Below are 10,920 nucleotides of genomic sequence, written 5' to 3'. Positions count from 1 at the left end.
GATATTTGAATTTGCTTCCTAATTCTTATTAGCAATTAAGATGCGTTCGCCCTGCCTGGTGGCCCTATTAAACATTGAAGATTGAAGATTAGGGATTGGGTGAAATGGGCGTTGTCATTCCATCTGTGAAACCTGATCTGCTTTTGTTGTTCTTTTGTCGTCAATTTGGGCTGATTGCGATCGCCTTTGCCATCTCACCCAATACTGCTAAAATAATTTTTTACCCCAAATTTTCATTTTTTCGCTTCAAAAGCCATGCAAAAATGGCTGAAATTGAAGTTACCCAAAATAAGCGTAGTGGGTACGGTTATTTTATTCTTTAATCGAAGAATTGTTGCAGACAAAAAATAGCGATTCCCCAAACTAGTCGTAGAGCAGTCGTAGAACAGTCGTAGACTAGTCGTAGAGAAATTAGCAATTGCTCCCCGTGATTCCCCAAACTAGTCATACAGCAGTCCTAGAGCAGTCGCAGACTAGTCCTAGAACAGTCCTAGAGAAATTGTGATTTGGTATACAATTTCGCCATTTAAAACCCACTAATTACATAGACTTACTGGGGATTATGACTGAGTTTGTAAAGGAAAATATTTCGGTTAGACTTTAATTCAGTTCTGCATTTTGATTCTGCAAAGTGATATTGCTCCCGCGACGCTGCTGTGATTAATCCACACAAACTTTTGCATAAAAAAAATGAAACAGAGCCAACAAGTAATTCTTTCAATTAAGCGAAGGGTAGACACTATCGACGGGCAGGTAATTAGTTATCTGAAAACAGAACCTTTTGGTTTAGGCAACTTACCTCAAATAGTGATGTTGACCCTCAAACAATATTGGTTGCCTTTCACCATCTCTGCTGATTCCGTCGATGGTGAAGAACTCAGGCAGAAAGCGATTTGGTCAATTAAAAAATTAGAAGCACAAGCGGCTTTGATTCGTGAGGTTTTTCTGGAATCTCATGTCAAAGACGACGCTGGTGATGGTCTACCCGTCCACCGGAGGTGATCTCTCCTAACAGTGGCGTGGTCAGGTGACGCGATCGCTCTGTGTTATACCAATTCACTAAAATTATGAAATAGATGTAAACCCTGAAAGGCAAGTATCTCTAAGTTTTTTAATTGCGAATTGCGAATTGCGAATTGCGAATTGGTATTACCCTGCGTCCCAATTGAGATTTTGGAAGTCCCTAAAGCGATCGCTTCTCCACTCCCAATACCTTCGGTTAAGGAACTTTTGCGTTGAGGGCAGCAGAGGTAGAAGAGAAGTAGGGGGAAAAGAACTAATTGTCTATCAACTGTTTCCTCCCCTGCCTCTGCTTTGATTGGACACAAGCGTTGTAAAACCTCAGTCACTTTTGTAGTCCTTTTGTAGTTTTATCGGACTCATTTTTGGCTGATTCTTGATTTTTACCTCAACAAACTTTCCGCCAAATAAGGCGTACTGTGCGTCAGAAAAAGATGGATTACAGAGCTTAAAAGCTTTTAAGCGAATTTCCCGATAATTTACCAATTATTGGGAGCAAATGGGAGACTTCTTATAAGTATTGGGAACTGTTCGGATTTATTGGGAATTTTTGAGCTAATGAGAATTTTGTGAGTGGATGATGTTTAAGGGCTAAAAAGGTAAGAAACAAATTAGAGAATTGGGAGATGTTGGATAGATATTGGGAGATGTTGAATGTAGTTGGTGAGGATTGGGAAAATGGATGTTTTGTCGAGGTTTTCTATCAGACGCACGAATTTAATCAAATCAAGGAACTAGTGCCAAAACTGTAATATTTCTTGATAAATGTGTCAATAATCACGGTTTGGGCGGTTAATATTGAGAGTAATTATCAATTAGATAGACAAAAAAAGGGTCAAAAACCGGGGTAAATTTTTTTTTTGGATTTTGTTTCTTTAACAAGCTTCAGCGGGTCTAAGTCCCCGGCTACAAAATAAGCCGCAAGCTTGGCATGACAACAGCGCGATCGCTTCCCTCACCCCTTCAGACCTTAAAGCCACCGCTCTTGATTTTGCTCCCAGCAGTAGTTAGAACAATGCCTTAGACAATGAATGGCCTCGATGCCTGCGGTTCTTGCTAGCCGAACCACCTTCTTCGCCCTATGCTTAATTCCCGAAGCGATCGCTGCTAACAGTCGCGTGAGTCCTCTCCCCCAATCAAGGGGACATAATATTAGTTGGATCTGCGTTGGGTGTTTCTCTATTCCTGGTAACATGGTCATCACTTGCGGCAACATTGCCGAATGTTTTTAGTTTCTCAATTCTGAGAATTGTTAGTGGCGACATCAAAGTTTTATGCTACAAATGCAGTACTTTTGTAGTACGAAAAACCCTCCAAGCGAACGGCGGTTTCATGTCACGAGCGCAGCGAGAGATGGCGCAGCCACCCGCAGGGCATGAAACCATAGTGAGTATGGTTATTTTATTCTCTAAACGAAGAATTGTTGCAGGTAAAAAATAGCGATTCCCTGCGCTAAGTTGTGGCATAGTCTAGGGATAGTCCAGGCTAAGTTGTGGGAACTTGTAAATTGAAAAAACTGATTAAGAGCGCTAAGTTGTGGCATAGTCTAGGGATAGTCCAAGCTAAGTTGTGGCATAGTCTAGAGAAAATGTAGTTTGGTATACAATTTCCTCATTTAAAATCCACTAATTACATAAACTTAGTGGTGATTATGTAATTAGTTTGTAAAGGAAAAAATAACTTTAATTTCTCCCTAACTTAAAGCCTTCACCACTAAGGAACTCTTCATTGATCAGCAAGAGAATTTTATCTGTGTCCTTTCCCTTGTTGCCATAGCTGGCATAGACAATAAAAAGCCCTCTAAAAATTGATTCTAGAGGGCAGTGGGAAAAATTATTTGGTGTGAAGAGCTAGATGTACTAGGTTCTGTTGCTAGATACGATCAGAGTTGTCCCCAATCGGATCTTCAGTAACTACAGGTTGAAATTCATCAAATCCGGTTATTGCTGGGGGAAATGTTGTCCAGAAGTTCCATTCCACTGCGGATAATTTAGGAAATTTCGGGGCATCGAAATTTGGAGCAGTTGCAAAGATATCTGGAAGTAACGGATGAGCAGGTGTTGGGGGCGGCGGCGAGTTTGGCGATGTTGTCGCCTGTGGGTAGAAGTCATGTAGAGATATTTGCCCATTCACCACATTTACGCGGCTTATTTCTCATCCTGGGAGGAAGTTAAAAGCGATCGCTATTCATCCTTCTGCCCTCAGCATAGCTGCCTTTTTCAAAAATTCTCGCGTGACCCCTAGTTGTACTCTCCAGGAAGATCAGTTTTTCTAACAGTAATGCTGCCAACTTTCTTACCTGACATTCTCAATAATTCATCACCTGAAAATTCAAAACCAAGCTTTAGTGCTATTCGCGCAATATCATCTGCGGTTGGTGCTGCAAGCACCTCGTTTTTAAGTTCAGGTTCAGACTGCATTTTCTTTAAAAATGCTTCGATTTGCTCAAAAGCCATATTTAAAATTTGATCCTCGCTAGCTACTCGTAATATAAAGAAAAACAGCAGTATATTTTTTAAGACTAGCAGCACAAGGGTATCAAGATTCGGGGGAAAGATAATTATAGCGACGCGCTGCTCTTCATTTATCGTAGCGGTTCACAGGATTAAAAGTGTTACCAAGATTCTGAGGTACACATAGATGGTAGATTAAGATGCATGAATGTAGTGTGCCTCGTTTACGGGATTGAAATCCCTAGCTCCGATTGGGAAAAAACTCCAGCCAGTATCAAAGAACTGGTGGAGAAAATGGGGCAGCGTATAAAACAATCAGAAAGAGAATTAGCGGATAAAGAAGCTGAAAATCAAGAACTGCTAGAAAAAACCAATCGAACATCAAAAAACTCATCATCTCCACCGTCCTCAGATCCACTCAATGCCGAAAAACAGAAACTCAAAAAGAAGAGTGATAAAAAGCGGGGAGGTCAAGCGGGACATAAAGGTCACAGTCGGTTTTTGTACGATACATCAGAATGTTCAAAGGTTTTAGAGCATCATCCAGAAACTTGTAAGTGTTGCAAACAAAGCTTAGTCGGAGTTGATAGTAATCCTTATCGGCATCAAATAGTAGAAATTCCGCCGATAAATCCAATCATCGTAGAACATCGTCTGCATCAACTGGAATGCCAGCATTGTGGAACATTAACTCGTGCCACCTTACCAGCAGATGTGCCAATTCGTGGTTATGGTGTAAGAGTAGTAGCTCTGGTGGCGGTATTAAGTGGGCTATACCGGCATAGTACCAGAATGGTACAAAGTGCTATGCAGGACATTTTTGGAATCACGATGTGCTTGGGTACAGTCAATAAACTGAAACTGGAAGCAAGCGATGCAATCGAATCTGCGGTATTAGAAGCGAAAACATACGTGCAAAACTCTCCTGTAGTTGGAGCGGATGAAACAAGTTTTAACCAAGGAAATGTTGATGGTTCTAACTCCAAAAACAAAAAAGCTTGGCTTTGGGTCGGAGTTACAACGCCACATGCTTCAAGTCGGCAAAGCCGCCCAACGCAGTGGCTCCCCCTAGTCACGTTTTTTCAAATCACGCTTTCTCGTTGTACGGATACAGCCAAAAATCTACTGGGGGAAAACTTTGGGGGGATTTTAAACTCGGATCGATATGCAGCATACAATTGGGTGGGCTTAGAACAGCGACAGTTGTGTTGGGCACATTTGAAGAGAGAATTCATCAAAATATCTGAGCGTTCTGGAGTTTCCCAAGATATTGGAAATGCTCTGGTTAAACAACAAGAAAAATTATTTGAACTGTGGCATCGGGTTCGAGATGGAACTTTGAGCCGTTGCGAGTTTCAGCTATTAGTTCCAGAAATCCGCAATGCAATCAAGTCTTCCTTACAAGAAGCTGCTGATTATGATATTGGGGCACAGGAAAAAACTCCACTGGCAAAAACTGTTCGTACCTGTCGTCAAATTTTCAAAGTTGAGCAGGCTTTGTGGTTGTTTGTGACAGTCGAAGGTGTCGAACCAACCAATAATGCCGCTGAGAGAGCCATTAGACCTGCGGTAATATGGCGGCGTACCAGTTTTGGTTCTCAAACGACTGCTGGTAGTAATTTTGTTGCCCGAATGCTAACTGTTGTGACTACTCTCAAGTCTCAGCGTCGAAATGTCTTGGAATTTATGACTCAAGCTGTGGGTGCTAAACGCCAAGCTAAACCAACTCCTTCTTTACTTCCTCAAGTTCCTGTGGCTTCTGCTACTGTCAAAAATGCTGCTTAACACGCACGAAATTATTCTTTGATTTCATTAGCCTATTGCCTTCACCCGTTACCCTATAACTCTCTGCAATACAAGGGTTTGGTTCTTTTGTAATTTGCGCTCTCCCCGTGGTCGATTACCATTTATCAGAATCTTGCTTATAAGAAATCATCTTTTCATGAGTAGGATTCTCATAAGTAAACTGGGAAGATTGGACGGTTACAACAGGCCAGGATTAAAAAATAGGTTATGGAAACTGTATTTTACCAAAACTATTTATCAATCCTTACACCGTTTTAGTTTCTCCCTGCCTTAAAGCCTTCACCACTCCTGTCTTAAAGCCTTCACCACTAAGGAATTCTTCGTTTATCAGCAACAGAATTTTATCGGTGTCTTTCCCCTTGTTGGCATAGCTGGCAGGGTTACTGGGGTCTTTCTTGTTCTCCATACCGAATTTTGCGTTATGGCTAATCACCTCATCCTTATGGGACTCAATCCAATCGCGTACCAGCAAACCGTTACAGCCCGATAAATCCCTGAGTGCTTGGTTAGTCACTGCCAAGCGATCGCCCTCCCCAGTCGCCACAGTATCGTTATACAAACAAATTGCCTGATAAGACCTACGAATTTTTTCTACAGCTGCTAAGGTTGCTTTGCTCCCCCACACCTCAGCATCAGTCTTGGATTGCCAGTCAATCTCTTCCTTGATAGGTGCAATCTTGGCAGGGATAGACTTGGCGGCGGGGATGATAGCTTGCCCTCCAGTTACTTTATTCACCACCTCAATAACTTTCTGTTCTAGCCAAGAATCTAACTCAGTAACATTCAGAGTAACTGTTTGGGGTGGCTGTACTGTGGTTTCCATAGCTGCTTTCTCCTGTTGTAATTGTTTGTTGGCTATATCTAATTGGTTATTGATGTCTTCTAACTGGTTATTGCTTTGGCGTAACTCTTTAATTTCTGCTTCTAATTGGGCAACGATGCGCTGTGCTGACTGTAGTTGCTTTGCAGTATCTAACCGATTGTGAAATGACTCAAGCAAGTAGGTAATAGCTGATTGCTGGTTGGGTAAATTGAACTCGCCTTGCAAGTGGCGAATAGCTTCTAAATTTGAAGAGCTAACCCGAACATTTGAAAGTTTTTCTTTTGATGGAGCATCGGGGAAACCTACAGGTTTTGTAACGTAGTAATCGGCATACCCCAAGGTGGTTACAAGATTTTGTAAATCTCGGTCAGTGGGAGCATCTTTAACAAAGTGACCAGCTAACCTAGCGGCGTGTAGCATCTTAGAACCGATCGCCCCAGTACAATCGCGCTCGGTAGCCAGTGCTAAATATGCGGCCCGGAGTGCTTTGCAGTTGTCTTGTTCTTCCCCGTGTCGAAAATTCAGAATTGGGGTTTTATCTCCCTTGTCCCCAAAATAACCACGAACTACCCGATTAAGTGAACCGTTGCGGCGACTATCAATAGCACGGTTTTGGGCTGAAAGGTCTGTAGGATTTTCGTTAGCCACCTCTGCCAACAGTGCTTTAGTTGTTGGTTCCTTTCTTAACCAGTTCAACCGCTCGATGACGTAACTAGCAGGGTAAAGGGTAGCAATGGGGAACACTGGCTTATCTCCCCGTTTTTTACCTTGACCAGTAAACATTACCTGATAGCTTTGACCCTCAACAGCCGCAAACTTAGCACGAGCGAGAATTTCATGGGGACGGCGGCCAGTGGCAGCAATCAAGCCTACTGCTACCTCATGGAGGTCTTGGGATTCTAGCAGTTTACCCGTTACCTCTAAATATTCGTCTGGGCTGATTTCTTGAGCATTGTCCAGGCGTAAGCTTACCCGTGTGGTTTCGTTGCGTTCTTCCCAGTCTTTCTTATCCAGACCACACAGCAATAAAACATAGTGCTTTAACTCATAACCTGTTACGTTGCCTTGGGCATCATGCTTGGGTACAGAATCAGCGTTTTTCCCTTGATCTAAGGGGAGTGACTTGAATTTTTTATAGAAGCCAGCCCGACTCAGCACAGTGCCTAAGCTTTTAATGCTGTAGCTGGTTTTGGTGTTAATAAACTCGTTAAAAGCTTCGCAGTGTGGCTTGATCTCTTCAAGGCTTTGCAAATCCTTGACCGCTTCAAAAAGTTGCTCCACTTGCTCTTGAACTGCTTTTGACATCTGACTGACTCCCTTTTATTTCTAAGCTGTTATTAATTTAACTAACAAGTTATTTGATGTCAATAACCTGTAAGATATATTTAACAGGTTATTAACGTTAAATAACAGGTTAAGCTACGCTAATAACAGGTTGAAAAACCACAGAAAAAGCGGGCTACTAACCCGCAGCTTAAAAATAAAAGGTATTCTCATGTTACTCACAATTGCTAAACCTCAACAATTCCAACCTACTAGCGACTACTTTGACGGAGAATTCGACGCGGCGATTGGATTACCACCCAAAAGCCAGGATGGAGACTACTGGCGGGGATATCTCGCCAAGGTAAACGAGACTGGTAACACACCGTTCTAAAACCCAAAGGGAGGCTAACAACCTCCCTTAATTTTGCTTACTTTGTCAATTTCTCTTGTGGCTGTATCACGGAGTTAACTGGTTGATTTGTAAATCTGCCAGCGATCGCACCCACGGACAATAGCCCGATCATGCTGAAAATGATTAGCTTAATTGGCAAGTCGCTAATGCTAAAGACGTGTAGTGAGCGCTTCTCAAATTCCCAATTAACCATCATAAATTGCACTGGATTAAAATCAAACCACTCTTGACTTTTGATTAACTCAACATTGCATCGGCTAAATTGTTGATGTAATTCGCCTTCTACATCTGCCATATCCTCTACATAAATAGTCTTGAGGATTTTCACGTTACAAGGTGGTTGATTCCTATGAAAGTTATCAAGTCGAGCTTCGGGATTACGAGATAACCCAATTTTGCAACGACGGAGGTAACAACCAGGAATTAGCCCGTGATAGCCCTCTGCTTCCATTAAATAGATAAATCCCGGCTCATGGTCATTTTTAGGCTGATATATAATTGTCGTAATATCATCCAAGTCCATATATTTATTTCCAAACTATTTTATTAGAAACTGTTATTTTTTTGCAGTTCAAACAGTAATATCTTTTATCCTTTCTTACGGTTAAATTTGCGTGACCACAGTGGGGACAATAAGGCTTTGTGTCACTTTGGCGGCTACCCCCTATAGTGGAAAATGACGCGGCAGACATCACCGTGTCAGTGCTTGCTATGCTTGGGTTTAAGGTATCGTGTGTCAATCTCGTGTAACCCGTGTCAGGGGACTTGGCAACTCTTGCCAGTCGCTTTGTCTCTTCTATCAATGAATAGTTGAAACTAACTTTATCGAGATTAGGTAAAAAATAAAGCTTAGGTGAACGAGAATCGACTACTAAGGCTACTCTCAATAATCTGGCATCGTCGGTAACTAGCTCATTCTTATGTTCGATGTATTCTTCGATAGCGTCTAAATTGCGAGTCAACTTAGCTAGGTTAGACTCGCTGTTTTTGCCCTTTCCGTAGGTATTTAGGTAATGTCTAATTTTGGAAATGCCAATGATAATTTCGGTAAAAAGTGACCGATCATCATTGGTAAAACCTGGGATTTGTTTGGTCATCACTGATTGACCCGACACAATCCAACCGATGTTATTGTGACCAAACTGTTTTAAAATCTTCTTAAGGTTTTCCCCTGCCTTGTATGGCTCACTGCAAGAATTCAGCGTGTTATCTAATTCATCCCATGCCCAAATTTGAAAGAAGTTAGCAGCGAATGTGGGGTTTTGAACTCGAAAATTTCCGTCGTCTAGGCAATCATCAAAGGATTTAATCGCGGCTGTGGTATCGCCATATTTAAGGAAATGCTCCAAAGGATAGTTGCTATCTTTGAGTGAAGCAACAGCACCAGGATAAGACACCGTGACCAGAGTGTGAGGTACTTTCTCACCCTTGCCAGTATTGCCGCGAGTGCATCCAGCTTTGACAATTTCGCTAATCATTACCGCAGTGGTTGGGGTTTTGCCAACGCCGGGATCTGCAATCAGCCGATAGCGAATAGGGTGACTGACTACATAGTTGATAAATTCGTCAGGAGTCCCAACCATCAACTTAATTTCATCTGCTTTGATGGCTGGCCCCATACGGTAGCTGACCACAATACAATCGGTTATTTCCAGCTTGCGAACGCTTGTTATTTTGAATAGTCCTAACTTTTTAGCCAGCGTGTCAGAATGCTTGCTGATAGCCTCCACGATGGCTTTGGGATGCACAGACCGGGAATAGCCATAACCTACATCTACAACGCTGTCAGGCTTAACCTGGAAGCCTTTAACGTTCAAAGCCAGACTGATATCAGTAAACAAGGTACGCGCTATTTCGTTGGCGATTTTCCCGTTGATATCAAAGCCAAATTCACCATACACTAACAGTAAATTTCTCGCGTGTCAGGTCGAGCGCTGCTCCCGTAAGTTTCAATGCTCGTGTAGAACCTTCATAGATTTTCATACCTTTATCTAGCTGGCTTTGAGTTGCTTGTGGGAGAGTTTCGGGAGGATTTAACGGATCTGAAATATGGTATTGATTGGGCTGGAATGGTGGCATCATTCCCGGTATTAAATCCGGCGTGACGGTCAACAATCCAGGAATACGGCTATCTATAAGAATGGCGGTAGATGTGGTAGGTGTGGCAGATACGGAGTTAGTGCTAGATGGTGAGTTGACTTTACCTCTTGCCAGCTTTTCTGCTACAGCTTGAGCCGCTGCTTTTGTAGTGTCGATTTTAGCCATTGTTCAAAAATTTTCTAGTGTTTAGTAGGGATTGGTACTTAATTTCTAATTGCTTAAATGCCTTGTCTATTTCGCTAAACTCAAGTGCTAATTCCTCATCTAAGTCATATTTCTTCAGGACTTTGTTTAGCTCTTTCTCATCCGTCTTTGCATTTTCAATTTGACTATTTAGTTCGTCCATATTGCTAATAAGAAATTGCAAAATTAAAAAAGCCAATCAGCGAACTTATCTGAATAGGCGTCATGGCTTTAATATTTTTTAGCAAATTAGTTGAGCTTTGTGAGAGCTAGATATTCAACATCATCAATAGCCGCTAACACCTCATTTAGTGCTTGAACTGCGTCGCCTAACATCAAATCATTGTTAGTTGAAAAATATTCATGCTGTTGGATTTTCTGATAGTTAGCATCGCTCAAAACTACTTGTAAGGATGCTGAACAACCTCTCAGAATTGCTTTGATTTGTTCTGTATTCATGAGATAATTTTTCTGTAGTTTTCATCGGCGGAGACTGTATTCCATTTGCTATTCACAGGCGATCGCTTACTTTGTCCGAGACAGCGATTGCTTTGTATTGCCACCGAAAATCATTCTGTAAAACCTTCAAACCGAGATACTTCTAACTCAGCATTAGCAGCCGATTCCAAGTAGTTGAAATATTGCTTAACGTCACCAAGAGCTACATCACAATCAAAACGCAAGCCTTTAAACTGTGGATGCTGGCGAATTTGCCCAAGTAATTCCTGAGCTTGAGCAACTAGCTCTGGTAAGGAATTACCGCTCATATTTACCTCTGATTCAATGCCGGAAATTGTAAAAGTCATGGCGTTAGTACTCTTTCTAATAACCAGTTAACAAAGTCGAGGGGAGATAAC

General features: G+C 41.9%; 14 protein-coding genes and 1 pseudogene. 6 read left to right on the top strand and 9 right to left on the bottom strand.

Translation table 11 applies throughout. The features are described 5' to 3' along the window. Window positions 1-104 precede the first annotated feature (104 nt). Together ABF638_RS18780 and ABF638_RS18775 are read left to right on the top strand one after the other, a co-directional pair. Entirely contained in the window at window positions 105-323 is a 219-nt protein-coding gene (locus tag ABF638_RS18780; protein ID WP_435024523.1) for a hypothetical protein, read from the top strand. Window positions 324-690: 367 nt separating this feature from the next. Beyond that, complete coding sequence (locus ABF638_RS18775; protein ID WP_435024521.1) at window positions 691-1,002, top strand: hypothetical protein; 312 nt, start codon at window positions 691-693, stop codon at window positions 1,000-1,002. A gap of 44 nt (window positions 1,003-1,046) precedes the next feature. Here ABF638_RS18775 and ABF638_RS18770 read toward each other — a convergent pair whose 3' ends face one another. Further along, entirely contained in the window at window positions 1,047-1,349 is a 303-nt protein-coding gene (locus tag ABF638_RS18770; protein WP_435024519.1) for a hypothetical protein, read from the bottom strand. Window positions 1,350-2,060: 711 nt separating this feature from the next. On the opposite strand from ABF638_RS18770, the gene ABF638_RS18765 reads away from it, so the two are divergent. Continuing rightward, window positions 2,061-2,252: a hypothetical protein gene (locus tag ABF638_RS18765; protein ID WP_435024517.1), complete on the top strand. Its 192-nt coding sequence runs from the start codon at window positions 2,061-2,063 to the stop codon at window positions 2,250-2,252. A 735-nt stretch (window positions 2,253-2,987) separates the two neighbouring features. Beyond that, window positions 2,988-3,194 (top strand): annotated as a pseudogene (locus tag ABF638_RS18760) (hypothetical protein); the annotation flags it as partial. A 66-nt stretch (window positions 3,195-3,260) separates the two neighbouring features. Here the strand turns inward: ABF638_RS18760 and ABF638_RS18755 are convergent. After that, window positions 3,261-3,476, bottom strand: a complete 216-nt coding sequence (locus ABF638_RS18755; protein WP_104909965.1) for a Nif11-like leader peptide family natural product precursor — start codon at window positions 3,474-3,476, stop codon at window positions 3,261-3,263. Between the two features lie 201 nt (window positions 3,477-3,677). On the opposite strand from ABF638_RS18755, the gene tnpC reads away from it, so the two are divergent. Further along, the gene (tnpC, locus tag ABF638_RS18750) at window positions 3,678-5,258 is read left to right on the top strand and encodes an IS66 family transposase (RefSeq protein ID WP_435024515.1); all 1,581 of its coding nucleotides are present in this window, start codon (window positions 3,678-3,680) and stop codon (window positions 5,256-5,258) included. Between the two features lie 265 nt (window positions 5,259-5,523). On the opposite strand, the gene ABF638_RS18745 is transcribed toward tnpC, so the two are convergent. Further along, entirely contained in the window at window positions 5,524-7,407 is a 1,884-nt protein-coding gene (locus ABF638_RS18745; RefSeq protein WP_435024513.1) for a protelomerase family protein, read from the bottom strand. A gap of 190 nt (window positions 7,408-7,597) precedes the next feature. On the opposite strand from ABF638_RS18745, the gene ABF638_RS18740 reads away from it, so the two are divergent. Further along, window positions 7,598-7,759: a hypothetical protein gene (locus tag ABF638_RS18740; RefSeq protein WP_176726887.1), complete on the top strand. Its 162-nt coding sequence runs from the start codon at window positions 7,598-7,600 to the stop codon at window positions 7,757-7,759. A 37-nt stretch (window positions 7,760-7,796) separates the two neighbouring features. Here the strand turns inward: ABF638_RS18740 and ABF638_RS18735 are convergent, their stop codons facing one another. The 6 genes from ABF638_RS18735 to ABF638_RS18710 all read right to left on the bottom strand — a co-directional run bounded on the left by ABF638_RS18735 (window position 7,797) and on the right by ABF638_RS18710 (window position 10,869). Next, the gene (locus ABF638_RS18735; RefSeq protein WP_435024511.1) at window positions 7,797-8,303 is read right to left on the bottom strand and encodes a GIY-YIG nuclease family protein; all 507 of its coding nucleotides are present in this window, start codon (window positions 8,301-8,303) and stop codon (window positions 7,797-7,799) included. Window positions 8,304-8,307: 4 nt separating this feature from the next. Then, window positions 8,308-9,681 carry a hypothetical protein gene (locus ABF638_RS18730; protein WP_435024509.1) on the bottom strand — a complete coding sequence of 458 codons (1,374 nt, stop codon included), beginning with the start codon at window positions 9,679-9,681 and terminating at the stop codon, window positions 8,308-8,310. Next, window positions 9,671-10,045 carry a hypothetical protein gene (locus ABF638_RS18725; protein WP_435024507.1) on the bottom strand — a complete coding sequence of 125 codons (375 nt, stop codon included), beginning with the start codon at window positions 10,043-10,045 and terminating at the stop codon, window positions 9,671-9,673. The genes ABF638_RS18730 and ABF638_RS18725 overlap by 11 nt, the downstream gene beginning before the upstream one ends. After that, entirely contained in the window at window positions 10,038-10,262 is a 225-nt protein-coding gene (locus ABF638_RS18720) for a hypothetical protein (RefSeq protein WP_435024505.1), read from the bottom strand. Before ABF638_RS18720 ends, ABF638_RS18725 begins: the two co-directional genes overlap by 8 nt. A gap of 50 nt (window positions 10,263-10,312) precedes the next feature. After that, a complete protein-coding gene (locus ABF638_RS18715) occupies window positions 10,313-10,522 on the bottom strand; it encodes a hypothetical protein (protein ID WP_190898865.1) in 210 nt (69 codons plus the stop codon). Between the two features lie 110 nt (window positions 10,523-10,632). Next, the gene (locus ABF638_RS18710; RefSeq protein WP_242059342.1) at window positions 10,633-10,869 is read right to left on the bottom strand and encodes a hypothetical protein; all 237 of its coding nucleotides are present in this window, start codon (window positions 10,867-10,869) and stop codon (window positions 10,633-10,635) included. Between the last annotated feature and the right edge of the window lie 51 nt (window positions 10,870-10,920).

The sequence above is a fragment of the Nostoc sp. CALU 1950 genome (assembly GCF_051172895.1).
Lineage (GTDB): Bacteria > Cyanobacteriota > Cyanobacteriia > Cyanobacteriales > Nostocaceae > Nostoc > Nostoc edaphicum_A.
The sequence above is the reverse complement of the archived record's forward strand: the minus strand, read 5'-3'. Positions and strand labels throughout refer to the sequence as shown.